This is a genomic window from Tunturibacter empetritectus (genome assembly GCF_040358985.1).
GTDB lineage: Bacteria > Acidobacteriota > Terriglobia > Terriglobales > Acidobacteriaceae > Edaphobacter > Edaphobacter empetritectus.
Map to the genome: position 1 here is coordinate 225,322 of NZ_CP132932.1, position 25,917 is coordinate 251,238.

Here is a 25,917-nt window from a genome sequence, read left to right on the forward strand (position 1 = left end):
GATACTTGGCCGACGCAAAGAAGTATTCCAGAGTCCTCACAGAAGGCCCATCCCGCGCTGCGGCTCGCTCTTATCTGCGCAGTGTAGGCTTCACCAAAGAAGACCTGCACAAGCCCATCATCGGCATCGCCAACACCTGGACCGAGGTCGGTCCCTGCAACTTCCATCTCCGCGACGTCGCCGCCGCCGTCAAGCAAGGCATTCGCGACGCCGGCGGCACCCCCATGGAGTTCAACACTATCACCGTCCACGACGGCATCACCATGGGCACCCAGGGTATGAAGGCCTCGCTCGTCTCCCGCGAGGTCATCGCCGACTCCATCGAACTCATCACCCGCGCCAACTCCTTCGACGGCCTCGTCTGTATCGCCGGCTGCGACAAGAATATGCCTGCCGCCATCATGGCCCTCGCCCGCCTCGACATCCCCGGCCTCATGCTCTACGGCGGCTCCATCGCCCCCGGCAAGCTTCCCCAGCCCGACGGCACCACCAAGGAGATCACCATCCTCCAGGTCTTCGAAGGCATGGGCTCACACGCCGCCGGCAAGATCACCGATGACGAACTCGAAGCCCTCGAAGCTGCCGCCTGTCCTGGCCCCGGAGCCTGCGGCGGACAGTTCACCGCCAACACCATGGCCATGGCTGGCGAGTTCCTCGGCATCTCCCCCATCCAGATCACCGGCGTCCCCGCCATGTCTCCCGAGAAAGCCGCAGCCAGCCGTGAAGCAGGACGTCTCGTCATGGAACTAGCCAAGAACGACCTTCGCCCGTCGAAGATCGTCACCCGCAAAGCTATCGAGAACGCCTACGTCTCCGCCTGCGCTTCGGGTGGCAGCACCAACGCAGTCCTTCATCTGCTTGCCATCGCGCGCGAATTCAACATTCCCTTCACCATCGACGACTTCAACGCTATCAGCGACCGCACCCCGCACATCTGCGATCTCTCCCCCGGTGGCAAGTACGCGGCCACGGACTATCAAAACGCAGGCGGCAGCCGCCTTCTCGCTAAACGACTCCTCGACGCTGGTCTCATCGACGGCGGTCAGATCACCGTCACCGGCAAGACCCTCGCCGAAGAAGCCGCCGCGGCTGTCGAGACGCCCAACCAGAAGGTCATCTATACCACCGACCACCCACTCAAGGCCACCGGCGGCCTCGTCATCCTCAAGGGCAATCTCGCGCCCGATGGCTGCGTCGTCAAAGTAGCCGGACACGAGCGCCTCAATCACACTGGCCCCGCCCGCGTGTTTGAGTCCGAAGACGAGTGCCACGCCGCAGTGGAGGCCGGTAAGATCAACCCCAACGACGTCTGCGTCATCCGTTACGAAGGCCCACGTGGAGGCCCAGGCATGCGCGAGATGCTCGCCGTCACCGCCGCCATCAAGGGCATCCCGGAGCTCAGCGAAACCGTAGCTCTCCTCACCGACGGACGTTTCTCCGGTGCCACACGTGGATTGATGGTCGGCCACGTCGCACCCGAAGCCCAGCTTGGAGGCCCCATCGCCGCCGTCCACGAAGGCGACACCATCACCTTCGACATCCCCAACCGCAAACTAACCCTCAACATCCCCGAAGCCGAGATCGCCAAACGCCTCGCCACATGGAAGGCCCCCGAACCCCGATTCAAACGCGGCGTCTTCGCCAAGTACGTTAACACCGTAAGCAGCGCCAGCGAAGGAGCCGTCACCACCTAACCAATCATGATCGAAGGCATAACAATTCTTCTTACGATCTACGCCTTGCTCATTGGAACGTCCCTGATGATCAAGCCCTCCTTGGCTATCCACCTAATAGCCAGAAGCGGATCAAAGGAAGCGTGGGAGATGCGGAGTAGCCTTCACAGCAGAAAGAAACAACAGCAGTACCGCGTGCTGGGAGCTGTCATTACCATCGTCGACATTGTTTTTATCTTCACTGTAATTCGACCCTTCGGGAGCTAACCATGACCACTTACAACCCCCAACTCACCGGAGCGGAAATCATCTGGGCCACACTCGTCGGCGAAGGCGTGGACAAGGTCTTCGGCTACCCAGGCGGAGCCATCCTCCCTGCCTATGACGCACTGCGCAAGTTTCCCATCCATCACATCCTGGTGCGCCACGAGCAGGGCGCATCGCACATGGCCGATGGCTACGCCCGCGCATCGGGCAAGGTTGGCGTCTGCATCGCCACCAGCGGACCCGGCGCTACGAACCTCGTTACCGGCATTGCGACGGCCATGCTCGACTCCATCCCCATCGTCTGCATCACCGGCCAGGTTGGCAGCAAGGTTCTCGGCTCCGATGCGTTCCAGGAGGTCGACATCACTGGCATCACGCTGCCCATCACCAAGCACAACTACCTCGTCACGCGTGCTGATGACATCGCACCAGCACTGCGCGAAGCCTTTCAGGTTGCGACCAATGGCCGCCCCGGCCCTGTGCTGGTCGACATCACGAAGGATGCACAGCAGAACACCGCCGCCTTCAACTTTGAAGCTGCTGCTCCCGCGCCCTACCGCCCTCACCCGATGCTGCAGGCGGAGTCCTCTTCCATCCAACAGGCGATAGAACTCATCCAGCAGGCGAAACGCCCCGTCATCCTCGCCGGTCATGGCATCACGCACTCCGGCGCTGAAGCACAGGTTCTCACTTTCGCAGAACGTCAACAGATCCCCGTCGCGAGCACGCTGCTCGGCCTCGGAGCCTTCCCGACGTATCACCCGCTGTCGCTCGGCATGATGGGAATGCACGGCGAATCGTGGGTCAACAACGCGATCCAGCAGGCCGACCTGCTACTAGCCTTCGGGATGCGCTTCGACGATCGCGTTACCGGCAACCTTGCGCACTATGCGCCGAATGCGAAGAAGATTCACATCGAGATCGATCCGTCCGAGATCAACAAGAATGTGAAAGCTGACGTGGCTCTTATAGGCGATCTTCGCGAGACTCTTGAACTTCTTCTACCCTTGCTGGCGAAGAAGACAGATACAACCTGGATCGGTGAGGTCAATGCGATGAAGGGCGATGCAGCCGTTCGCGACATCATCAATCTGCCCGACAATGGCCATCTTTATGCAGCCCATGTCATCAACGACATCTGGCGCGAAGCACACGCAGCGGGCCGCGCCGATCGAACCATCATCGTTACAGATGTCGGGCAGCACCAGATGTGGGAGGCGCAGTACTATAAGCACGATGTGCCTCGTTCGCTGATCACCAGCGGAGGCCTTGGCACCATGGGTTTTGCGCTTCCGGCGGCGATTGGCGCGAAGGTCGCTTGTCCTGACAAAGATGTGTGGGTGATCGCAGGAGATGGTGGATTTCAGATGACTGCTGCTGAGCTTTCGACCATTGTTCAGGAGGGTTTGGCGATCAATATCGCCGTGATTAACAATGGGTTTCTGGGCATGGTTCGGCAGTGGCAGGAGGCGTTTTACGAGAAGAACTACGCAGCATCGCCGATTCTGTCGCCTGACTTCGTGAAGCTGGCGGGAGCGCATGGTATTGATGGGGCGCATGTTAGCGAACGAAAGCATGTGACCCCCACGGTTACAAAGGCGCGGACCAGCGGTAAGGCGTTTCTGATCAACTTTCAGGTTGAGAAAGAGGATGGGGTCTATCCGATGATCGCTCCCGGGGCGGCGCTCCATGAGATGGTGCGGCGGCCGGCGAACGATCCGCTTCTGGAGACGGCGGAGGACGAATAATCTTTAGGTTTCTCCAGAAAAATTCTGGCTGTGGTGCTGGAGCTAAGATCATTGTTTTTCCCTTGTTTTTGAGGGGTGTTTTAGAAAAAACGGTGTTCTGGATGTGGTTTTTTGATGGTGAGAACGTGGTGAAATGCGTGGCAAACGTGGTGCGTTAGCAGCGTGCTTTTGATCGCCGAAAAATACGCCAGATTTTTGAAGTTTATTTTTACCTGCTGCACAATTGTGATCTTTTGAGAGAGGGGCTACAGATGCTGAGTCGATTCGGAGCTGGAGCGAGTAGAAAACTCGGAGTTCTCGCACGCGTTGTCTGGCCGCTTCTCGCCGTCTCGGCGTCTGTGGCTGCTTCGGCTCAAGCTGCTGCTGCGCCGGCACAGGCTGCTGCGCCGGTTCAGGCTGCTGCATCGGCTCAAACTGTTGCCGAAGCCCCGCCTCCGCCGGGTCAGGTTCGCATCCGGGTGATCAACGCGCTCACCAACGCGCCTGTCCACGATGAGAGGTTGAATGTGGCTCTTCGCGAGGATCAGATCGGATCGGTCGCTATGGGGACCGACAAGAACGGATTTATCCTGGTGGATCCGAAGAAGGCGACCATTCTCCGCATCCTCGCGAATATGTATGCGGACTGCAGGCCACGGAGTGAGCTCTATACCAACTACTCCGTTGCAGCGATTCTCAGCGCTGGAGTGACAGCGGGCAATCTTTGCAGCAGTGCAAGCCCGAAGGCTAAGCCGGGCGAGCTCATCCTCTATGAGGTTCCCAAGACTTATCTTCGCCAGTACCCTGCACCGCCGGTCGATTCGCTGCCCCATAGTCCAAACTAAAACGCCGCGCTTCGTTACTAAACGCAGCACCCGGCTGAAAGGCACTTATGCTCCACACCGAAGCTGCCGCACTGAACTATTTTTTGAGAGAAGATGAGTTGCCCAAGACACTCCAACTCGAGACTCCCCGTCTCCTTTTGCGCCGCTGGCAGGAGACTGACCGTGCACCCTTCGCCGCAATGAACGCCGACCCGGCCGTTATGAGGTTTTACCCCGCTCCGTTCACACGCCAGGAGAGCGACGAGTCGATCGACCGCTACCTTGCGGCCTTCGAACGCGAGGGGTTCAGCTTCTTCGCCGCGACCCTGCGCGAGACGGGCGCGTTCGCCGGGACCATAGGACTGCAAACCATGCGCGACGCCGTACCCAATCTCCATCAACCCGCGGTCGAGATAGGCTGGCGCCTCACACAGGACCACCAGGGGCTGGGATTGGCGACGGAGGGCGCACGTGCCATCATCGATTTTGCATTCCGACAACTCGCACTCGCCGAGGTCGTTGCGATTACGACACTGGCTAACCATCCTTCGCGTCGCGTCATGGAGAAGTTAGGCATGACTCATCATCCTGAGCTCGACTTCAATCATCCCCGCGTTCCGTCAGGCCATCCGTATGAGCGCCACACACTTTACAGCCTGCACAACCCGAACATCTCCGAGGTCTCATGCTCCACACCTTTGTAGCTCTGGTCCAAGACAAACCCGGCGTGTTGACGCGTGTCGCCTCGCTGTTTCGCCGACTCAACATCAACATCGTCTCACTGACGGTGGGTGAGAGCGAGCGGGCCGATATCTCGCGGATGACGATCGTCTGCGAGGCGCCGGACCATGCTGCGCATCGCATTCGCGCCTCGCTCTATAAGCTTGAGATCACGGTGGAGGTGGACGAGGTGGGCCGGGCCGACGCCGTCATCCGCGAGCTCTGCCTGATCAAGGTTGCGGCCGGGCCAAAGACTCGCTCGCAGATCTTCGAGCTTGCCACCGTCTTCCGGGCGCGTGTGGTCGATCTGGCGCCTGAGTCGGTGATGCTTGAGATGACCGGGGCGGCCAGCAAGATTGAAGGGCTGGTCCAGGTGCTCACCGAGAGCGGATATACGATCCTTGAGGTCTCGCGCACGGGGCGCATGGCGATGCGGCGTGGCCACCACACCAGCCGCGTCTTGAAGGCGCTCGGCACGCCTGACCATGACCACAGCAATGAGACGTCGTTCCCTGAAAAGCCGGAGGCTGATGAGATTCTGCCGAATGAGTTCACCGATGTCCATGAGGAAGAGGCTTAGTCTTTTATGCCGGATTTTTACGAGAAACTCAAACTACAAAGCAAAGCCTCAAGAGCGAGCCGATTCTCGCTATTAGCTGGAATAGTCTTCGGAGTTGTTTACGGATTACTGTTCCGGCTTTCCACAGACGCAAATTTGGCTCAAAGGTCAAACCACACATCAACGATGACCTTGTCTTTCCTCGTTCTCGGTTCCTTCTTCGTAGGCTTGTTGACGGTTTATCTCTCGGAGAGGGTAGTACATCGAAACGCAGTGTTATGGATCGTTGCTCCTTGGCCGAGCATTCTGCTCGCAAGCCTTCTCTCGGTTGTCTTTCGGATAGAAGGTTTGATTTGCCTTATCTTTGCTTTGCCTATCGCTCTTGTCTTCTCGTCTGTTGGGGGTCTGGTCGGCGGTGCCGTCGCACGAAAGTCTGCCGACAACTTCCGTACGGTTTCCTGCGTGGCACTCGTGCCGTTTTTGCTGGCACCTGCTGAAACGTATCTCACTATGCCTGTGCAGACGCATACCGTTGCCAGCGAAATCGTCATTCACGCTTCTCCCTCAGTTATTTGGCACAACATAATTCGCGTTCCCCCTATCTCCCCGGCAGAACTGCAATCGACCTGGACACACCAGATCGGCTTTCCTCGTCCCGTCGAGGCTACGCTCTCGTATGAGGGGGCAGGCGGCATTCGTCACGCAAGTTTCGAACGCGGTCTGGTCTTTATTGAGACCGTTACGGCCTGGGAGCCTGAGCATCGCATCGCCTTCAGCATTAAGGCGGATACGGCTCACATTCCTCCTACAACGCTCGACGAACACGTGACCATCGGTGGTCCCTACTTCGACGTTCTTGATGGAGAGTATCGTCTCGAATCACTACCGAATGGCGATACTCTTTTGCACCTGACCAGCCACCAGAGACTATCTACTGACTTCAACAGCTACGCCGGACTATGGTCGGACGCAGTCATGCAGAATCTCCAAATCAGTATTCTTAAAGTGATTCAACACCGCTGCGAGCACACGTAAACTCTAAACACAAATCAAAGGGAAAGAACAAACACAATGGCAAAGGCATACCACGACGTAGACGCAGTGTATTGGCATGCTCCTAGCCAAGGATTGGTGCGATGAAGATTTTGGTTTTCGCTGTTGTCGCGCTTGCGGCGATTCCTGGTTGGTGCCAGAGCGCCCTGCCGCCCGCGCCGACAGACCCATGCAGCTTCGATAGCGCACCCGCGAGTACGCCAGTACGGCTGCTGCTGGGTACCGCTCCAGTTCCTTACAACTTTGCGTGCGGGGTGAACAGGCCTGCGGGCGTGTGCGTTTCGTTGCCGATCAAGCCCGGCATTGTTGTCAGCGTGGGAGCGGAGAAGAGTGGCTGGACCTGCATTACGGGGGGCGACTCGACGAGCGGCTGGGTTCCTTCGACGAGTCTTGGTGAGTTGCCCACGACGCCGCGGATTTCGCCGAGTGCGTGGATTGGGTGGTGGCAGCAAGGGAAGAGTCGCCCAGGCATGAGGAACGACCGCCTGCTGATCACTAAGGGTGACGCTCCAAACAGCTTTCACGTGAGCGGCAGGGCCTACTGGTATGGACTTAACGACAACGTACACCTCGGCGAGGTGAAGGCCGAAGGCTTTGTGGTCGGCCCGTATATGCACATCATTGAAGGAGACGAACTCTCCGGCTGTGTCATCGATCTGAAGTACGATGTCTCCACTCGCCAGTTTAGCGCTTACGATAATCAAAGGTGCGGCGGCGCGAATGTTCGCTTTGGACGCACCTGGACAAAGTTCACCCCTTCGACCACACGTTCCCAGCGTTGAAGATTTCATTACTCCAAAACTGAAAGAAGACAATAGAACAATGGCAAAGGCATATCACGACGCAGACGCAGACCTCTCTCTTATCCAGGCAAAGAAAGTTGCCATCATCGGCTATGGCTCGCAGGGCCATGCGCACGCGCTGAACCTCAAGGACTCGGGCGTTGATGTTCGCGTGGGGCTGCGCAAGGACTCGCCCAATGCGGACCGAGCACGCAAGGCCGGGCTTCAGGTCGATACCGTCGCCGAGGTTTCGAAGTGGGCCGACGTCATCATGAACCTGACGCCGGACCAGACGGCGGCGAAGGTCTACCACGCGGAGATTGAGCCGAATATGAAGCCGAACGTGACGTTGATGTTCGCGCATGGCTTCAACATTCGCTTCCGCACCATCACTCCGCCTGCGACGGCCGATGTCTCGCTGGTTGCGCCGAAGGGCCCTGGGCATCGCGTTCGCGAGGTGTTCACCGAGGGCGGCGGCATTCCGGGGCTGGTTGCAGTGGAGCAGGATGCGAGCGGACATGCGCTTGCGCTGGCGTTGAGCTATGCCACGGGCATCGGCTGCACTCGAGCTGGCGTGCTCGAGACCACGTTTACTGAAGAGACCGAGACCGACCTCTTCGGCGAGCAGGCGGTTCTGTGCGGCGGCACCAGTGCGCTGGTGAAGGCAGGGTTCGAGACGCTGGTCGAGGCCGGCTACCAGCCTGAACTGGCATACTTCGAGGTGCTGCATGAGCTGAAGCTGATCGTCGACCTGATGTACCGGGGCGGGCTGGAGTACATGCGCCACTCCATCTCGGACACCGCGGAGTGGGGCGACTACGTGGCCGGACCACGCATCGTGACCCCTGAAGTGAAGAAGGCAATGAAGGGTCTGCTGAACGACATCCAGGACGGCAGCTTTGCGAAGAGGTTTATCGCGGAGAATGAGACGGGCCGCCACGAGTTTACCCGCATACGCAAGCAGGAGGCCGCTCATCAGATTGAAAAGGTAGGGGCCGAGCTGAGAAAGTCCATGCCGTTCCTCGATCCGGTCGTGGTAAAAGATGGCCAGGTGCACAAAGCGTGAGCCGGCACGTCTAAAGTCTGTACCTGTAAGGGTTGGCGTAACTTTTTATAGATCTATTTACAAATCAAAACGGCAGGGGCGGCATCCAATCTGGTGTCGCTACCTCCGTTTCAATCTCAGATGATCCTCAAATCCGTAATGGTCGCTTGGCTGGCCAAGGTTCTGCTTGAAATTCAGGAGCAGAGAACTACCGCGAGGCGGAACCTCTGTAACAATGGAGGGGAAGATCTACTGAACTGGTTCAGACGTCTTCGCGACAGAAGGAGCTCCAGGAATGGCCACTGTTGACAGCTACGAAAGCCTTCTCCCGACACTTCCCGTCCCTCCGGCGGATCAATTGGCAGGTCCCCCCGCCCAGCCATCTTCTATCTCGGATATTGTCGCCGGGCTCCGTACGATTACGCCGCTGGATGGCCTGACGGAGGAGGAGTACACCTGGATTGCGACCAAGGGGAGCGAGCGCGTCGGCCAGGATCGATCGATCGTGTTCCGCGAGGGTGAACCCGCCTGCAATATGAACTTCATCCTCCAGGGAGAGGTGCAGGTACGCCGTCGCCGCTCGAATGCTGCGTTATTTATCGGCCGGGCGGGCTCGATGACGGGCAAGCTTCCCTTCTCCCGCATGAAGACCTATGGCGGTGAAGGCTACTCGGTCGGCTCGGTGTGGGCGATCGATGTTCCCGAGTCGCTATTCCCCGAGATGCTGACGGCGATCCCGTCGATGGCGCAGCGCTGCGTCTCGCAGTTGCTGGACCGGGTGCGCGAGGTGACCCGCATGGAGCAACAGTCCGAGAAGCTGAATGCGCTGGGCAAGCTGGCTGCGAACCTGTCGCACGAGTTGAACAACCCCGCTTCGGCTGCTCAACGCTCGGCCGCGAGCCTATTCGGAGAGCTCAAGGAGTATGGCGAGCAGAAGTACAAGCTTGGCAACATGTGTCTGCCGGATGAGACGACGGAGAAGTATAAGGCCTGGATCAAGAATGCACGGGCGCGGATGTCCGCCTACTCAAACCTGCCGAAGGGCTCGCAGAATCCGTTGGCGAATACGGATCGCGAGGAGATGCTGGTGGAGTGGCTGAACGCCCACAACGTGCCGAATCCGTGGACGATTGCACCGGCGCTCTCGGAGACGACGCTGGCGTTCGACCTGCTCGACGAGTTGGCGGAGGTGGTTGGCCCGGAGGTGCTGCCGATCGCGGTGGCGACGGTGGCCAGCTCGCTGCGGGTGGAGCGGATGGCGGAGACGGTGGTTGACTCGACGGTGCGGATCTTTGACCTGATCAGCGCGATCAAGGACTACTCGTATATGGACCAGGCGCCGATTCAGGATGTCGACCTGGCGCAGTCGCTGGAAAATACGCTGGTGATGTTCAACTCGAGACTGCGGAACGTCCAGGTGGAGCTGGAGTTCGATCCGAATCTGGAGACGGTGAGCGCTTATGGCAGCGAGCTGAACCAGGTTTGGACGGCGCTGATCGAGAATGCGCTGGACGCGATGAACGATAGGGGGACGCTGCGGCTGCTGACCAAGGGCGGCGGCCAGATGGCGCTGGTGGAGGTCTGGGACTCGGGGCCGGGGATCGATCCGGAGATTCGGTCGCGGATCTTTGAGCCTTTCTTCACCACCAAGGCGCCGGGCCGTGGGCTGGGGCTGGGACTCGACACGGTTCAGCGCATCGTCAATAAGCACTCTGGGTTTGTCACGGTGGAGTCGAAGCCGGGTGCTACCTGTTTCCAGATCCGGTTGCCGCTGGATCGTCTGCAGGCTTACTAAAATCAGTGGGAAGAGTCATTTAGATCTCCCTATTGCAACTTTCGCTTTAGCTATTTTGTGATTTCGACGCCGCGCCAGAAGGCAATGTGGTGTTTCACATTGCGGGCGGCAGGCTTAGGATCAGGGTAATACCAGGCTGCGTCGGGGTTGTCCTGACCGTCCACGACGATGGTGTAGTAGCGGGCCTGCCCCTTCCAAGGGCAACTGGAGGTCGTCGAGCTGGGCTTCAAAAACTCCCGTTTTACCGACTCTTCGGGGAAGTAGATGTTCCCCTCAACGGTCTCAAAGGTTTCGCTTTCGGCCAGCGTCTGGCCATTCCAAACTGCCTTCGCCATAATCCACTACCTGCATTCTTTTCAACGAGTTACGTTCACGAGCCGAGCCAGGCCGCCTGTGCCGGGAGCATTCGGGGAAGCTTGGGGCCGTGATGCATTTGTAACAGAAACGATGCAAAAAGGGAAAGTCTCGGGTCTTCGGGTATGGCTCAGGTCGTGACTCAGACGGAGGGTGTGGGCCGCCCGAAGTTCTTGAGAAACCCCTCGTACCGCGATCTGGCTGCGGGGTAGGCGTCGATCAGAGCGGCGGTCTGGGCCATGAACCGGTTGCCACTCTCCTTCTCCGTTTCGGCGTGGAAGTGGTGGAACTTGGCGTAAAGAAGAATCCCCTCGTTGTTCGAATCCAGAAAGAGGTCCGGGTCGAGCGCGCCGCGCATGATTAGCGAAGCCGCCATCTCCCAGTAGCTCAGCGCCTGACGCCACGATGGATTGTGCTCCGATTTGGGGTCCCTCGAGACCACGCGCAGCTCCTCGAGCGTCGTGGGTTGAAACTCGAAGACAAGAAACCTCCGAGCCTTGCGGAGCGTCTCTTCCCGGCGGATCTCGTACAGCTTCATAATCAACTCTGCGTCTGCTGCTGTGGCCATGCCGTTCCTTATCTTTAGTTAAGCTACGCTCTCGACAATCGCCCGGGTCTTCTCGGGATCGGGCCGTTCGAGGACGGGCGCGGGAGCCGGTCCTGCGATCTTCTTCTGGTAGGTGCAAAGGGGAGTCGTCGGCTCTTCCTCGGGCGCACCCTTCTTCTTGCGGCGCTTGGGTAGAGCTTCGCGATTGTTCGGGCAGATGAGGTAACTTCCCTTGTCGTTGACGACCTCAAGCACATACGCGCTGTCACACTTCGGGCAGGTCTGGTCGACCAACTTCAGGTTTGAGGCAAAGTCGCACTTAGGATAGTTCACGCAGCCGTAGAAGAGGTCGCCGCGCTTGGTCTTGCGGACGGCAATATCGCCGCCATCCTTTGGGCACTTTACGTCGAGCAGCTCCTGCTTGATGTATTTGCACTTGGGATAGCCGCTGCAGCTGACGAACTCGCCGTACTGGCCGTTGCGAAGCAGCAGCGGTTTGCCGCACTTCGGGCAGGACTCTGCGAGCTGGACCGGCGGCTTCTGCTGCACCTTCTGATTCAGTTTGCGAATCGTCTTGCAGGGCGGATCTTCGTTGTAGCCGGGGCAGGCCATGAACGGCCCCCAGGGACCATTGCGCAGCACCATCGTGCGTCCGCAGTTGTCGCAGGCCTCCTCCTCGGGCGCCTCGTCGGCTCCGGGTGCGCTCAGATCAGGCTTTGCGGCGAAGTTCTCCTTGGTGAAGTCGCAGCTTATCGGCTCGACCGTGACCTTCTTGCCCTGTTCCGCAGCTTCGGCGATGGCCGACGCCATCTCCTTGGCATCGCCGACCTCCTTCGAATATTCGACGACATCTTCGGTAGTCGACTTCACGATCAGCGGGAAGGCAAACGCACTTGTAACCTTCTTCGTTACAGCTTTAGGATCCTTCTTCCAGGGGCCAGCCGCAATCGTCATCGGCTTTACCTTGGTGAAGTTGCTGCAGGAGTAAAAGCTGCCAAACTTGCCCCACTTCAAGATGAGAGGGCTGCCGCAGTTGTCGCAGACTTCATTAGTCTTCTGCTCCATGCGCTTGACGTCTTCCATGTTGTCGCTGGCGACGTTCAGCTCCTTCTCAAAGTGGTCGTAGAAGCCGCTCAGCAGATCGGTCCAGCGCTCCGTGCCGTCTTCCACCGCGTCGAGTTCGCCCTCAAGCGTCGCGGTATAGGCCGTGTCGAAGATGTAGGGGAAGTTCTTCACCAACAGCTTCGTCACGACGGTGCCAATCTCGGTTGGCACGAACTTCGACTGGATCTTCTTCACGTAGTCGCGATCCTGAATCGTATTAATGATGGACGCGTAGGTGGAAGGCCGGCCGATTCCCTTCTCTTCGAGTGTCTTGACCAGGCTCGCTTCGTTGAAGCGCGGCGGTGGCTGGGTAAACTTCTGCAGAGGGTCCAGCTTTTGCAGACGCAGCGCCTCGCCGTTGCTCAACTCTGGCAACCTTGCTTCTGTCTCATCCTCTTCTTCACTTCCAGCCTGCGCGGCGGCATCAGCGTCCACAGGCGGTTTCGCGCTTGCCTCTTCCTTCGCTGCTCTGTCTTTGGCTGCCTGGCGTGCGCGCTTGTCTTCTTCTTCGAACTTCAGGTGACCTTCGAACTTGAGCACACTGCCGGTCACGCGAAAGTCATAGGCGAGCTTTGCCTGCGCAACAATATCTACGGTCGTCTGATCGAAGACCGCTGGCGTCATCTGGCTCGACACAAAACGCTGCCAGATCAGCTTGTAGAGTCTGTACTGCTCGTCGCTCAGATACTTCCGGATCGAGTCCGGTGTGTACTTTACGCTGGTCGGCCGGATCGCCTCGTGCGCACCCTGCGCCTCCACCTGCTGCTTTTTGCCGACATACTCGTTTGGAGTTGCCGGCAGATACTTCGCGCCCAGCTTGCCGATGAACTCGCGAGCTTCGGCAATCGCATCTGCGCTGACGCGGGTCGAGTCGGTACGCATGTAGGTGATAAGACCGACAGTGCCCTCTGCGCCAATCTCCACGCCCTCATATAAACGCTGCGCCACGCCCATCGTGCGCCGCACGTTGAAGCCGAGACGCCCTGCTGCATCCTGCTGCAGTTTGCTCGTCGTAAAGGGAGCCTTCGGATTGCTTCTGCGTTCCTTCTTCTCGACCGAGCGGACGCTCCACTTCGCAACCTTCAGTTCGCTGACCACCTCGTCGACGGCCTCTTGATCGGGCAGCGCGTTCGACAGAAAGAGCTCTTTACCCTCTTCATCTTTGCCGTTGGCGACGCGTGCAGGCACGCCGTTGACACCGACGAAGCGTGCGGTGAAGCTCTGCTTGTTGGCAGTCGGTTCAAGCTGTGCATCGATGGTCCAGTACTCGACTGGATTGAAGTCATTAATCTCCTGCTCGCGCTCGACGATCAGCCGCAGCGCGACGGTCTGCACACGTCCTGCTGAGAGTCCACGTCGAACCTTGTCCCAGAGCAGCGGAGAGACCTTATAGCCCACCAGCCGATCCAGCACGCGCCGCGTCTGCTGCGCATCCACCAAATCCTCGTCAATATCACGGGCGTGCAAGAACGCAGCCTGCACCGCTTTTTTAGTGATCTCATTAAAGGTGACACGCCGAACCTTCGACTTGTCCTTCATCATCGGCAGCAACTGGATGGAGAGGTGCGCGGCAATGGCCTCGCCTTCGCGATCAGGGTCAGGCGCCAGGTAGACCATGTCGGCCTTCGACGCCAGTTTCTTCAGCCGATCCACCACCTTCTCTTTGCCTGGAGATACAATCAGCGTCGGCTCAAACGTCCGCTTTTTCAGCTCTACGCCGATGTCGTTCTTCGGCAGGTCCATGATGTGGCCGATCGAGGCCTCCACCACGTAGTCACTGCCGAGATACTTCCCAATCGTCTTCGCCTTCGCCGGCGATTCGACGATAACTAATGATTTACCCATTTGTTCCCTTCATCCACCAGAACGTATTGCCGAGGCAAAACGTTCCACACTTCTTTATTCCATTGCGAACCTAACACGAGTTTCGCAAACGCGTCATCCCGCTTTGATTCCTCAACTGACGAAATCGAACTGAGAAGGTCATAGCACAGCAAGCAAAACCGACGAGCCGGCCCACGCTGTGGATAACCTGCCAAGTCAAACGAAACTCTGAGTTTACATTTATCTTCGCCGCATCCGCTTGGCCGCGGGAATCAACCTTGCCACTGCGGCTCAGAACGCCCGCACATAATTTTTTCCCGGAAGTTGCCGAACGCGGCCTGCAAGCTCCAGTTCGAACAGCGCAGTGAAGATCTCGGCAGAGCCTAACTCTGCCTCCAACTGTTCGATCAGCTCGTCCAGTTGCGTTGACTCGTCGTGCCGCAAACGCTCGAAGACGATCCTTTCGTGCTCAGGAAGCGGCGTATCGTTAAATAGAGATGCAGCCCCTCCCGGTTTCGATTCAGAGCCTCCCCCAGTCGCCGCCTGCTCATCCTCCAAGGCCAGCCTGATCTCGGAGGGCAGATCCTCCCAGATATCCTCCCACGTCGCTGTGAGCTTAGCGCCCTGTTTTATCAGCGTGTTAGGCCCCCACGCATTCTTGTTCGTTACATTGCCGGGGACGGCGTAGACATCGCGATTCTGCTCCATCGCACACCGCGCCGTAATTCTGGTTCCGCTGTACTCAGCCGCTTCGATGACCAGCACCCCAACACTCATTCCGCTCAGAATCCGGTTGCGGATAGGAAAGTTCTGCGGCGCGGGAAATGTTCCGAGGGGGTACTCGCTTACGATGGTTCCGCCGGTTGCGACGATCTGCTCGGCCAGCTTCTTGTTCTCCCTGGGATAGATGACGTCGATGCCCGTGCCCCAGACAGCAACGGTTTTGCCGCCTGCCTCGATCGCGCCCTTGTGCGCTGCGGTGTCGACCCCGCGAGCCATGCCGCTCAGAATCACCATCCGCCTATTCGCAAGATCGCGCGAGAGCAGCTCGGCCATGCCTGCACCGTAGGGCGAAGGCTGACGCGTTCCGACAACTGCAATTCCCGGCCGCGCCAGCAACGACGCCTCCCCGCGAATCCAGAGCGCCGACGGTGGATCGTAGATCTCGCGCAGCCGCTCGGGGTAGGCCTCATCTTCGGGTGTCAATAAACTACCGCCGGCTTCGGCGACACGCTTCAGCTCTTCTTCCGCCGCAGCTTTGGCTTTGCCATCAAAGACGAACTGCGCCGACTGCGCCGGCATCCCTGCGCCCTCCAACTCGGTCAGCGACGCCTCCAGCACACGCTCCGCAGCACCCAGCCGATTCATCGCCTTCCAGATTCTTGTGGGGCCCATTCCCGGCGTCAGCGTCAACGCCACCCAGGCCAAACGCGCCTGTTCCTTTACCACTGTTGCATCCTGCTGCGCCAAAGCCATTCATGATCCTCTTCGTCGGTATGCTTCGCGGGCCTCTCCGAGTCTGCGACTCCAAATATCGCCGACCGGCAGAGGCTCACCGTCACTGTATCGCATCTCACGCGACAGAGTCGGAGGCAAAACTCTCGGCAAGGATAAAGGACACGCCGCTCATCGCCAATGCAACTAGCAGGCTAGTGACCTCGTCGCCATTGCGCGGTTGGGCTGCCACGCGCGGCAGATGCAAGATGAGAACCCAGATAAGAAACATCGTGCCCAACAGGATTGACGCGGTTCGTGCCATCTGCTTCGTGACTATTGCTAGAGCAGCGGCAACGAACGCGACTCCGACGAAGTATGACCAGAAGAGGCGCGCGGAAATCCATGCGGGGACAATCGTCGCCACAAACTTCGCATACAAAAAATGCTGCACGGCGAAGACCACCAGCGCGACGGCAAACGCAACGCGCCCGAAGGTGGCTAGATGCGACAAGGTCTTGTTTGTCGGCTCGAACCTAAGTCCGTCCGGAGTCTCGATCCGAGCCAGCACGAAGGCACCACCCATCAAAGCCAGAAGCTCGAAGCCGCTGGTCCAGGGATCGGGACTATGCGGGTGCGCGATAAGTCTGGGGAGTTGCAGAGACAGGACGTACAAAAACAGAGCAACCCCCAGAAACGCCGCCGCCAGTCGTGCCATTTTTTCAGTCACAATGCAGACTGCAACCGCGATCAGCACAGCTCCAGCCAGCACCGCCATCGGGTGCGGCCCCGGAATCCACGGAGGGCCAGGAATCGGCCCCTTCAACCCGCCGACGTAGATGAAGTGCTCTACACCAAAGAACACCAGCGCGATGGCAAAGAAGAGACGACCGACCTTCAACAATCCATCCATTCTTTTTGCTCCCTTTCCGAATGACCTGGTTGCGTCGTGAGAATCCTACTACCAGTCTGCTATCTATCCTCCTCGTCACACCGCTTGCACTCCATCAGGCTTCCGATGTGCGCCGCTCTGCCCTCTTTCGTCGTCACCCACTCCCGCAGAATCCAAGGGGGATCGTGCCGCACATGCTGCCCATGCCCGCAGTCCAACCGGGCCGCCCAGTGCTGCTGTTCATCCTGATAAAACCCCACCACCCGCCTCTGCATCGAGCGCGTCCCCCTGACATCCAATAAACTAGTCCTTTGAACACTTCGTCTTCATCTTCCATGCTTCGTGTCGCTGCCATCAACTTTCTCAATCCCGCACCGCTGATGTGGGACTTCGAACACGCACCGCTTGCGCAGGAGCTGGCACAGCGCTATTCGCTGCACTACACCCAGCCCTCGCAGTGCGCCGCAGAGCTTCTCGCAGGCCGCGCCGACCTTGGCCTCATCCCTATCGCAGCGCTTACGCCGGAGCTCGCCGTCGTCCCGGGCTGCACCATCGCTTCGTTGAATGAAGTTCGTTCTATTCAGCTCATCATCAAATCGCCTCACACTTTCAGCACAGTGAAGACGGTCTCGGCCGACACCGCCTCTCGCAGCTCGCTCGCGTATGCGGAGATTCTCTTCCGCAGATTCGCCAACAATCATCCGGCCTTCCTGCCCGCTTCAGCCGATCCTGTGGCCATGCTGCAGCAGGCAGATGCTGCGATCCTGATCGGCGATCCGGCCCTGTTCGCCCTCGAACGCCGCGAACATATCGAGGCCGTGGTTGGTCCATGCCAGTGGTTCGATCTCGCTCATGAGTGGCACATCCGCACCAACGTACCCTGGGTCGCCGCGGTGTGGGCCGTGCGGCCAGAGTCTCTGGGGGCTCCTGGAATCACCGATATTCAACTCGTCGAAGACCTCGAAGCCTCGCGCAATCACGGCCTGTTGCACATCGAAGATCTGGTCGAAGAGTGGGCTCCGCGAATCAACCTGAGCCCCGCTGTCATTCGTCACTATCTCTCTAGCAATATCCACTACGTTCTAAATACGGATTGCATGCATGCCATTAAACTCTTCCGGCAGTACGCCGCGGAGGTCGATGTTCTTCCCGCTCTGCCCGATCTTCGCCTCCTGTAAGTCCTCTGCTATACTCGCCGCTCCACCAATCTTTTTAGAATTTCAGCGACTTCTTCTCCGTGGGTCGCGTCTTAACCTCTATGAGCCTGCGCGCAGCTGCCACGATCCTAATCGAGATCCCAGTCAAGAGCCTCGTCGCAGCCCTGCAGACGGCTGGCTCCACGCATCATGCGCGTAGTCCCTTCCTCCATCTGCTCTTCAGCTTTGGCCTGTTCGGCGTCTTTCTGGTCTCAATCGTCGACAGCTCCTTCGTTCCACTGCCTCTGCCCGGCGTCACCGACATCATGATCATCGTGATGTCCGCGCAGCATCAGAGCTGGTTCCTGTTAATTCTGCTCGCTACAGTCGGTTCAGGACTCGGCGGATGGTTTAGCTATCAGGTAGGCCAGTCGGGCGGCATGGCCTTTATCGAAAAGCACATTCCGCCGCGCATCTTCAAACGCGTCTGCGACTGGATGGAAAATCACGCCATCCTCTCCGTGGCTCTGCCGGCGATTCTGCCGCCTCCCATGCCGCTCAGCCCCTTCGTGCTCGCTGCCGGCGCGCTCAAGATGTCGCGCAGAAAATTTCTTACCACCTTCATCATCAGCCGATGCCTGCGCCACTCGGTCGCTGCGTGGCTCGGAATCTACTACGGACGGCACATCCTGCATCTTTGGAACAGCCTTTCGGCAAAGTACGCAACTCCTGTCCTCATTGTCATCTGGACGGGAATCATCGCAAGCTGCGCCTTTGCCTTCTGGAAGCTCTATAAGACCTCGCGCACCGTCCATCCAGGCTCGCGAGCAATCGCCAAGCACTCCAACACGGCTGCCTGAGTCCACTTCTTTAAGCCGCAGCTTTTGCCCGCGGAGCAAACTTGCGCTGGTAGTACGCCGTAGTGAGGATGATTGCAGGCACCCCCACCATCACGGGCCACAGCCACACGTACCAGTGATTGCCAACGACCCGCGTCAGCGTGACTACACTGAAGGCAGACCACGCCGCAATGTAGCTCCCGATAAAGTTTCCCAGATGCGTGTACCACCAGAACATCTTCTCCCTCGGCTTGCGCACGAACGAGAGCAACTGGGTCGCCGCGCCTCTCATTCCGATGAATCCGAACGCCACACCTACCAGCGGAATCACCTCGATGGAGGCGGGACGGAACCACGACATCCAGGCCAACAGCGCACTTGTCGCGAAGGTGACGATACCGGCGATCCAGTCGATCGGCTCCGCTCCTCCTCCGCGCGCCAGCTCCTTCAACTGCAGAACACGATAGCCCGAAAAGGCAAAGTAGAAGCTGAACACCGCCACCAGGGCCAGAAACCGCACTGGAAAGAAGAAGGCCATCGGTATCGCAGTGGCCGCTACGATCCCCATCGACCACAGATAGACCATCCCCCAGCGTTTATGCTGCTTGCCACCCTTTGCCGTGACCAGCGCGACGGGAGCGAGTAGAAACGACGAGGCCCCAGCCGCAATATGAATCGCAAGAAAGATCTTTACCCACAGCGGATCGAGTGCATGCATCACTTCCTCCTTTTTCCCTTGCTTTCTATCTCATCCAACTCCGCCAGCGTCTCTCTGCACCACTTCAATATGGCTGCACTATGGTGGCGTCCATAGTTCAGCGTCATCAGCCAGTAGGGCAGATTCGGGTCGTTCGCCTTATCCCGCCGCAGCTGCTTCGCCATAGCGGTGTACACCTTCAACGCCCTCTGGTGAAACTCCATATTCGAAGCCACGTGTTCGCGGTTGACGCTCATCGCGACGTGCACACCGAAGAAGAGCTTCAGCAACAACTCGTTCCTCGCCGTCTCTTCCGCGACTGGAATCTTCAACCATTCCTGAAGTCGCTCGCGTCCGTCCGCCGTAAGCGAATACAGGTTGCGGTCCGGCTTCCCCTTGTTGCGCTCGGTCTTCTTCTCGACCAGACCAGCTGCCGCAAGCCGCTTCAATCCTGGATAGATCTGCCCATAGCTCTCGCTCCAGAAGTGCCCGATGGAGCGCGAGACCATCTGGCGAATGTCGTATCCGGACATCGGCCTCAGGCTCAGCAGTCCAAGCAAAGCATTCGGGGTCGACCCGCCTTCCATCTTCATAGCTTCAAGATATATATCTAAAAGATACACTGAACAAGAAAATTCTTAGAAACTTTGGCCTAGCAAAGATCAGAGGCTAAAAGAAAACGGGTGAAGCATCTCGGCTTCACCCGCTCGAAATTCTTTAGAGCCTATGCTTTAGAACTCCCACCGCAACAAAGTGGCTCCCACGGTGAAGCCAGCACCAACGCTCGCCAGCAGAACCAGATCGCCCTTCTTTAGCCGCTTCTCCTCAAGCGCCGTCTGCATGGCCATCGGAATCGTAGCCGCCGTGGTGTTGCCATACCGATCGATGTTGATGATCACCGAACTCTCCGGCATGCCCAGCCGCTCCGCTGTCGAAAGAATAATCCGCTTGTTCGCCTGGTGCGGGATGAAGCAGCTAAGGTCCTTGCCCTCCACGCCGTTGCGCGACAGGATGATCTCCGCAGCTTCGGCCATCTTGCGGACCGCAAACTTGTACACCGCCTGCCCGTCCTGGTGGACGTAGTGCATCTTCGCTGCGACCGTCTCGGCTGATGGTGGATGCAAGCTGCCGCCGCCGGGCATGTTCAAAGCCGCCGCACCAGAGCCGTCGATCTCGTGCCAGTAGTCGACCATCCCGATCTCCCCGTCTTCGCAGGGCTCGAGCAGCACCGCGCCCGCGCCGTCGCCGAAGATCACGCAGGTCGCCCGGTCGGTGTAGTCGATGATTGAGCTCATCACATCCGCTCCGATCACCATCACCTTCTTGTGCATCCCGCTCTCGACCAGCTTCGCTCCCACCTGCAGGGCATAAGGAAATCCCGAGCAGGCCGCCGAAAGATCGAACCCCCAAGCGCCCTTCACGCCGAGCTTGTCCTGCACCAGGCAGGCTGTCGCCGGAAAAAACATATCGGGCGTCACCGTGGCAACGATGATCACCTCCAGCTCACTAGCCTCGATGCCGCGAGCCGCGAGACACTTCTTCGCCGCCTCCACCGCCAGATCGCTGGTCGCAACCCCTGGGTCCACGATGTGCCGCTCACGAATTCCCGTCCGCTCGACAATCCATTGATCGTTGGTTGCGACCATCTTCTCCAGATCCGCATTGGTCAATAAACGCGGCGGAACATAGGTCCCTACCGAACTGATCTTCGCGCGTACCCGCGTCTGCGGTTTCAACGTCAAACTCAAACTCTCACCTCATCTAATGTCGCAGTAGCTAATAAAAAAAACTGATTCAAAATGAACCGTCGTTCACCATCGGAGACCATTCTCTCTGAGAAGCGAACGCATGTCACCTTTGCATTGACGAGCAGGGTGCTGAAAAAGACACACTTCGGCCGCCGAAGGAAGATTTCGTGATGTCGCAAACGGGAGAACAAGAGGGGATCGTGCACCGGGCGACCTACTGTGCCACCACAAGAGGCTGCGGCGAAAGCAGATGGAGTGCGAAATAATGCACCGGGCTACCGCCATCGCGGGAAGCTGTGGCGAAGTACATGGAGGCGAGGATAGTGCACCGGGCGACCTACTGCGCCCGTAATGACCCGTTACCGTTGCTTCCTTCCGGACCTGGCGGGGTTGGCGGGATTACGTCGCGTAGGACCCGGCACATGAGCTAGTTTAGCACTTCAAACCCGAACTGTGCTGACGCCGCTATCTCCATCCAGTGCAAAACTTCGAGGAGTACTTTCAGCAGATCTCTCACCCTTCGTCGTTGTCATCTCTTCTTTGAAGCAGCTACAATTTTTGAGATATCACGAGGGTCTACTTTGCTCAATCGATTTAGCCGTCGCACCTTCGCCCGCCTGCTCGGATCCGCCGCACTCGCCCCCACCGCACTCACAACCGTCGCCACCCCGGCCTTAGCTGAAGTCACTCCCTCCGCACCTGCTGCGCGAACATTTCCCCAAGGCTTTCGCTGGGGCTCTGCGACCGCCTCCTATCAGGTCGAGGGCGCCGTCAATGAAGACGGCCGCGGCCCATCCATCTGGGACACCTTCTCCCACACTCCGGGCAAGATTAAAAATGGAGACACCGGCGACGTTGCCGACGATCACTACCATCGCTACAAAGACGATGTGAAGCTGATGAAGGACCTCGGCCTCAAGACCTACCGCTTCTCCGTCGCATGGCCGCGCGTCTTTCCGCAAGGTACCGGCACGCCCAACCCAAAGGGCCTCGACTTCTACAACCGCCTCGTCGACGAGCTGCTCGCAGCCGATATCCAACCCTACTGCACACTCTTCCACTGGGATCTCCCGCAAGCCCTCGAAGACAAGGGCGGATGGCAGTCGCGCGACACCTCCGAGGCCTTCGCGAACTACGCCGGCTACGTCGCCGAACATCTCTCCGACCGCGTCAAGTACTTCATGACCCTCAACGAGATGAGCTCGTTCGTCAGCGGATACGCCTCACCTCGCCATGCCCCAGGCCTCACGCTTCCACCCGCAGGCGTCAATCAGGTTCGTCATCATGCGGTGCTCGCCCACGGCCTTGGGGTGCAGGCGATCCGCGCCCACGCAAAAGCAGGCACCAAGGTTGGCTTGGCGGAAAATGCAAGAGCCGCCGTGCCCGTCATCGAAACGCCAGAGCACATCGCCGCCGCTGCAAAGGCTATGCGTCAGATCAACGCTGGATACCTGACCGTCATCATGGAAGGCCGCTATACCGACGCCTACCTCGCACATGCGGGTGCCGACGCGCCGAAGTTTACGGACGCTGACATGAAGGCTATCGGCACGCCGCTCGACTTCATCGGCCTTAACATCTACACCCCCACCTACGTTCGCGCCGACGACTCCCACGCCGGCTTCGACCTCGTTCCATCACCAGAGTCGTACCCGCACATGATGAGCCCCTGGCTGCATGTTGGCCCCGAGGCGCTCTACTGGGGACCGAAGCTCGCCGCGCAGCTCTGGAACATCAAGGAGATATACATCACTGAGAACGGAGCCTCCTCGACCGACGTCCTCACGCCCGACGGCCACGTCTACGACTCCGACCGCGTCATGTACCTCCGCAACTACCTCACGCAGCTTCATCGCGGAGTCGCCGAGGGCGTCCCCGTCCGCGGCTACTTCCTCTGGAGCCTGATGGACAACTTCGAATGGGCTGACGGCTACGCCTACCGCTTCGGCATCCACTACGTCGACTTCGCCACGCAGAAGCGCACCCCCAAGATGAGCGCGCACTTCTACCGCGAAGTCATCGCACGCAACGGCCTCGCTTAAATGCGCTCGACGGGCAAGCCGGACGATTATCTCCGGATTGCCCGTCAGATCGACCTATTATGCCGGTAGAAGCCCAGCCACGCGGTAGCTGTTTATCACCGCGTCATACAGCGAGATATCCGAGCGGCTCCTCGCCATCAGCTGAGCGCCGCCAACCGCGGCGAAGATAGCGCGAGCCCGCCCTTCGCTCTCCTCGGAGCTGACTACATTCGCAGCCGTGAGAACCTTGCTGAGCCACGCTACATTGACATCGGCAAAGGTCTGAACCTCTTTTTTTACAGGTTCCGGCAGATCGTCATACTCCGCAGCCATGAAGCCGCTCAGGCACATACGGTTCTCATTCTCAAGCGCCCCGCGAAACGTCTCAGGATAGCGGCGCAGGGCACTGACCCAATCGGCGGATTCGGCCAGCAGACTCTCAAGAGCAGCTGCGGCGTTCTCCCAATAGCGCTTCGCTACCGCGGCTGCAAGATCACCCTTGCTTGGAAAGTGGTAGTAGATGCTCGCGGCCCTGATGCCCACATCTTCCGCGAGATCACGAAAGTTGAGTCCGTTGTAGCCATGCGCCTGCGCAACCTTTGTGGCGGCGAACAGGATCTTCTCTCGAGAATCTGAGCTCACACTTCACTGCCTCACTGCCAACTTCCCTATAAGCGACCAAGGAGTCGACTAATAAAAGATTATGTCCGAATTAAGAATCTACCAAGTGGCAGGTAGTGTCTAACTACTATACCTACCAAGTGGCAGGTAGACGACCGGGAAGACAAGCAACATTAAGCGCAGCGCTCCCGCACAAACGCAGAGTTGCATCTTAACTAGAAAGTAACGTCAAGGAGACTAACATGGCCGTCGCTACCGCAAACCTGCAAGCCGAAATATCACCTGGTCCCAATCCCAATTCCAACTCTGAGCAACTTGAGGTCCACCCGGGCTGGGTGCGGAGTGGCGTCGATAACACTCCGGGGCACAAAGCGTACTACATCAATCTTGAAGCCAAGCCCGGAAAGGGCGACAAAGTGGAACAATTCCTCCGGGACATTCTAGCCGGAGTAGAAAAGGAACCAGGCACCGGTCCATGGTTTGGCTGCCGGTTCTCCGACACCACTTTTGGAATCTTTGAAGCTTTTCCGGACACTGCGGCACGAAACGCGCATGACATCGGTCCGGGCGGCAGTAACTTTCTTCGGTCCGTAGAACTGGATGAGATGCTGGCCTATCCAGCACATCTCTATCGGCTCGATGTGATGTTTGGAAAATTCAGCGTCATGTTTGGAAAGACAATTACCTCAAAGTAAAGCCTCCGAAATGGCATTAGAGAATGTCGGTCGTCTCATGATCTCGAGACGATCGACTGAACTCTCTGAGAACATCTTTATCAATGGAATCGAATACGCCCGCTCACAGTCCGCATAAGTCGACGAGGGTCTGCCACCTTCCAGAGCCTGAACCTGTTCACTGTTGCGAACAGGCAAATCACTCATAGAGCTGCCGAATGCGCCCTTTACCTCAAAATTCACCTGTCCATCCACACTATTTGCGCTATCCTCTTCGTCATCGGGAGGTTTGTCATGCGCTGCTTCCGTTCCTGCCACGCCGTCGTCAGTCTTCTTCTCGCGATTCCAGCCCACGCACAGAACCAGCAGCAGATGCCCCGCGACTATCGCGGAGTCGAGACCATCGTTCCCGGCATCTTCGTCACGCCCGTCCCCAACGCTCCCTTCACCGCCACCATCGAGATCCTCTCTCACGAGAACCTGCCCGACGGCACAGTAAACACCCGCACCACCACGGCGCACATCGCCCGCGCCTCTTCAGGGCGCATCTACAACGAGCGCCGGCAGCTTGTCCCCACTAGTTTCAAAGGCGAACCCCAGCTTCTCTCCGCTCATATCTACGACCCGTCGAGTCGCCTCAATATCTTTTACAACCCCTTCCAGCACATCGCCCGCGAGAGCATCTACACCGGTCCGCCTGCCCCGCCGCCAAACACCACTCCCGCGCGCACGCCTGTAAACAATCCCTACTTCAAACAAGAAGATATCGGCACCCAGCCGCTCGACGGCCTCACCCTCACCGGCATCCGCAAGACCCACATCATCCCCGCGGCCATGAGCACCACCGGTAAAGACGTCGCCATCGTCGATGAGTACTGGTACTCCCCCGAGCTCTCCATCTACATGATCATCAAGCACAACGACCCGCGCACCGGCGAGCAGCTCGTCGCCGTCGGCAACGTCGAACGCCACGAACCCGCCGCCTCCATCTTCGTAATCCCCGCCAACTACAAGATCGTCGATGAGAATCCTCCTGAAATAGATTCGTCACCCCAGCCGGCAGAACCAATGCCCGTGCGAAAGTGATGGACTGAGATCCGAATGCCAGCGACATCGATTCCCTCCTCTTCGACATGGAACGGAAGGTTTCCGAGGAGCACTCATGAATATCTCCGCTCGAATTACGAACCGTCTGGGGGAGCACACTGTCACTCTCAGTACCGATGGTCGTGAATCGGCTCTGACAGTCCCTTCCAAACTACAGGGCTACGGCTCCAGCGCGAACGGCGGCGAGTTGCTCTTTCTTGCACTCGCTACCTGTTACTGCAACGATATCTATCGCGAGGCAAAGAAACGCGGAATTAGCGTCACGTCGGTGAAGGCGCATGTGAGTGGGGAGTTCGGGGGCGAAGGAGAGCCCGCGCAGAACATCACCTATCGAGCATCCGTCGACGCGAAAGCACCTCGCGAAGAGATCCTCGACCTCATGCGTCATACCGACACAGTGGCCGAGATCCAGAACACGCTACGACACCCTCGATCGCTCGTTCTCACGGAGTGCGAAGCCAACGAAATTTGAGA

General features: G+C 58.5%; 25 protein-coding genes and 1 other RNA gene. 15 read left to right on the plus strand and 11 right to left on the minus strand.

What is annotated here, in order from left to right; translation table 11 throughout:
- Positions 1-5 precede the first annotated feature (5 nt).
- The 9 genes from ilvD to RBB75_RS00765 all read left to right on the plus strand — a co-directional run bounded on the left by ilvD (position 6) and on the right by RBB75_RS00765 (position 10,445).
- Positions 6-1,694: a dihydroxy-acid dehydratase gene (gene ilvD / locus RBB75_RS00725; RefSeq protein ID WP_179638600.1), complete on the plus strand. Its 1,689-nt coding sequence runs from the start codon at positions 6-8 to the stop codon at positions 1,692-1,694.
- A 248-nt stretch (positions 1,695-1,942) separates the two neighbouring features.
- Positions 1,943-3,688, plus strand: coding sequence for a biosynthetic-type acetolactate synthase large subunit (ilvB, locus tag RBB75_RS00730; RefSeq protein WP_179638601.1), 1,746 nt, complete (start codon positions 1,943-1,945; stop codon positions 3,686-3,688).
- 251 nt (positions 3,689-3,939) lie between these two features.
- Entirely contained in the window at positions 3,940-4,512 is a 573-nt protein-coding gene (locus RBB75_RS00735; protein WP_353069219.1) for a hypothetical protein, read from the plus strand.
- A 98-nt stretch (positions 4,513-4,610) separates the two neighbouring features.
- Entirely contained in the window at positions 4,611-5,195 is a 585-nt protein-coding gene (locus tag RBB75_RS00740; RefSeq protein ID WP_353069220.1) for a GNAT family N-acetyltransferase, read from the plus strand.
- Entirely contained in the window at positions 5,177-5,791 is a 615-nt protein-coding gene (gene ilvN / locus RBB75_RS00745) for an acetolactate synthase small subunit (protein ID WP_179638604.1), read from the plus strand. The genes RBB75_RS00740 and ilvN overlap by 19 nt, the downstream gene beginning before the upstream one ends.
- A gap of 6 nt (positions 5,792-5,797) precedes the next feature.
- Complete coding sequence (locus RBB75_RS00750) at positions 5,798-6,805, plus strand: hypothetical protein (RefSeq protein WP_179638605.1); 1,008 nt, start codon at positions 5,798-5,800, stop codon at positions 6,803-6,805.
- Between the two features lie 101 nt (positions 6,806-6,906).
- Positions 6,907-7,605 (plus strand): hypothetical protein, encoded by a 699-nt coding sequence (locus RBB75_RS00755; protein WP_179638606.1) that lies wholly within the window; start codon positions 6,907-6,909, stop codon positions 7,603-7,605.
- Positions 7,606-7,645: 40 nt separating this feature from the next.
- Complete coding sequence (gene ilvC, locus RBB75_RS00760) at positions 7,646-8,671, plus strand: ketol-acid reductoisomerase (protein WP_353069221.1); 1,026 nt, start codon at positions 7,646-7,648, stop codon at positions 8,669-8,671.
- A gap of 274 nt (positions 8,672-8,945) precedes the next feature.
- A complete protein-coding gene (locus RBB75_RS00765; protein ID WP_179638608.1) occupies positions 8,946-10,445 on the plus strand; it encodes an ATP-binding protein in 1,500 nt (499 codons plus the stop codon).
- A 50-nt stretch (positions 10,446-10,495) separates the two neighbouring features.
- Here the strand turns inward: RBB75_RS00765 and RBB75_RS00770 are convergent, their stop codons facing one another.
- From RBB75_RS00770 to RBB75_RS00795, 6 genes are all read right to left on the minus strand, one after another.
- The gene (locus RBB75_RS00770) at positions 10,496-10,780 is read right to left on the minus strand and encodes a DUF427 domain-containing protein (RefSeq protein ID WP_179638609.1); all 285 of its coding nucleotides are present in this window, start codon (positions 10,778-10,780) and stop codon (positions 10,496-10,498) included.
- Positions 10,781-10,941: 161 nt separating this feature from the next.
- Positions 10,942-11,367, minus strand: a complete 426-nt coding sequence (locus RBB75_RS00775; protein WP_179638610.1) for a DUF4760 domain-containing protein — start codon at positions 11,365-11,367, stop codon at positions 10,942-10,944.
- 18 nt (positions 11,368-11,385) lie between these two features.
- Positions 11,386-14,295, minus strand: coding sequence for a type I DNA topoisomerase (gene topA / locus RBB75_RS00780; RefSeq protein ID WP_353069222.1), 2,910 nt, complete (start codon positions 14,293-14,295; stop codon positions 11,386-11,388).
- Between the two features lie 270 nt (positions 14,296-14,565).
- Positions 14,566-15,750 (minus strand): DNA-processing protein DprA, encoded by a 1,185-nt coding sequence (gene dprA / locus RBB75_RS00785; RefSeq protein WP_353069223.1) that lies wholly within the window; start codon positions 15,748-15,750, stop codon positions 14,566-14,568.
- Between the two features lie 97 nt (positions 15,751-15,847).
- Positions 15,848-16,621 (minus strand): hypothetical protein, encoded by a 774-nt coding sequence (locus tag RBB75_RS00790; RefSeq protein ID WP_353069224.1) that lies wholly within the window; start codon positions 16,619-16,621, stop codon positions 15,848-15,850.
- Positions 16,622-16,680: 59 nt separating this feature from the next.
- Positions 16,681-16,875 carry a DUF3565 domain-containing protein gene (locus RBB75_RS00795; protein WP_179638614.1) on the minus strand — a complete coding sequence of 65 codons (195 nt, stop codon included), beginning with the start codon at positions 16,873-16,875 and terminating at the stop codon, positions 16,681-16,683.
- A gap of 60 nt (positions 16,876-16,935) precedes the next feature.
- Here RBB75_RS00795 and RBB75_RS00800 point away from each other — a divergent pair, with 60 nt between their 5' ends.
- Positions 16,936-17,778, plus strand: coding sequence for a menaquinone biosynthesis protein (locus tag RBB75_RS00800; protein WP_179638615.1), 843 nt, complete (start codon positions 16,936-16,938; stop codon positions 17,776-17,778).
- 80 nt (positions 17,779-17,858) lie between these two features.
- Positions 17,859-18,596 (plus strand): YqaA family protein, encoded by a 738-nt coding sequence (locus tag RBB75_RS00805; protein ID WP_179638616.1) that lies wholly within the window; start codon positions 17,859-17,861, stop codon positions 18,594-18,596.
- Positions 18,597-18,606: 10 nt separating this feature from the next.
- Here the strand turns inward: RBB75_RS00805 and RBB75_RS00810 are convergent, their stop codons facing one another.
- The 4 genes from RBB75_RS00810 to ffs all read right to left on the minus strand — a co-directional run bounded on the left by RBB75_RS00810 (position 18,607) and on the right by ffs (position 21,441).
- The gene (locus RBB75_RS00810; RefSeq protein ID WP_179638617.1) at positions 18,607-19,293 is read right to left on the minus strand and encodes a hypothetical protein; all 687 of its coding nucleotides are present in this window, start codon (positions 19,291-19,293) and stop codon (positions 18,607-18,609) included.
- The gene (locus RBB75_RS00815) at positions 19,293-19,865 is read right to left on the minus strand and encodes a PadR family transcriptional regulator (RefSeq protein ID WP_257030989.1); all 573 of its coding nucleotides are present in this window, start codon (positions 19,863-19,865) and stop codon (positions 19,293-19,295) included. Before RBB75_RS00815 ends, RBB75_RS00810 begins: the two co-directional genes overlap by 1 nt.
- Positions 19,866-20,003: 138 nt before the next feature.
- Positions 20,004-21,020, minus strand: coding sequence for a beta-ketoacyl-ACP synthase III (locus RBB75_RS00820; RefSeq protein ID WP_179638618.1), 1,017 nt, complete (start codon positions 21,018-21,020; stop codon positions 20,004-20,006).
- Between the two features lie 323 nt (positions 21,021-21,343).
- Positions 21,344-21,441, minus strand: an RNA gene (gene ffs / locus RBB75_RS00825) — signal recognition particle sRNA small type.
- Positions 21,442-21,601: 160 nt separating this feature from the next.
- Here ffs and RBB75_RS00830 point away from each other — a divergent pair.
- Positions 21,602-23,062, plus strand: a complete 1,461-nt coding sequence (locus tag RBB75_RS00830) for a GH1 family beta-glucosidase (RefSeq protein WP_353069225.1) — start codon at positions 21,602-21,604, stop codon at positions 23,060-23,062.
- 57 nt (positions 23,063-23,119) lie between these two features.
- On the opposite strand, the gene RBB75_RS00835 is transcribed toward RBB75_RS00830, so the two are convergent.
- Positions 23,120-23,683: a TetR/AcrR family transcriptional regulator gene (locus tag RBB75_RS00835; protein WP_353069226.1), complete on the minus strand. Its 564-nt coding sequence runs from the start codon at positions 23,681-23,683 to the stop codon at positions 23,120-23,122.
- A 221-nt stretch (positions 23,684-23,904) separates the two neighbouring features.
- On the opposite strand from RBB75_RS00835, the gene RBB75_RS00840 reads away from it, so the two are divergent.
- The 3 genes from RBB75_RS00840 to RBB75_RS00850 all read left to right on the plus strand — a co-directional run bounded on the left by RBB75_RS00840 (position 23,905) and on the right by RBB75_RS00850 (position 25,915).
- Positions 23,905-24,357, plus strand: a complete 453-nt coding sequence (locus tag RBB75_RS00840; RefSeq protein WP_353069227.1) for a putative quinol monooxygenase — start codon at positions 23,905-23,907, stop codon at positions 24,355-24,357.
- 273 nt (positions 24,358-24,630) lie between these two features.
- Positions 24,631-25,422, plus strand: a complete 792-nt coding sequence (locus RBB75_RS00845; protein WP_353069228.1) for a hypothetical protein — start codon at positions 24,631-24,633, stop codon at positions 25,420-25,422.
- A 76-nt stretch (positions 25,423-25,498) separates the two neighbouring features.
- Positions 25,499-25,915: an OsmC family protein gene (locus RBB75_RS00850; protein ID WP_179638622.1), complete on the plus strand. Its 417-nt coding sequence runs from the start codon at positions 25,499-25,501 to the stop codon at positions 25,913-25,915.
- Positions 25,916-25,917: the final 2 nt, after the last annotated feature.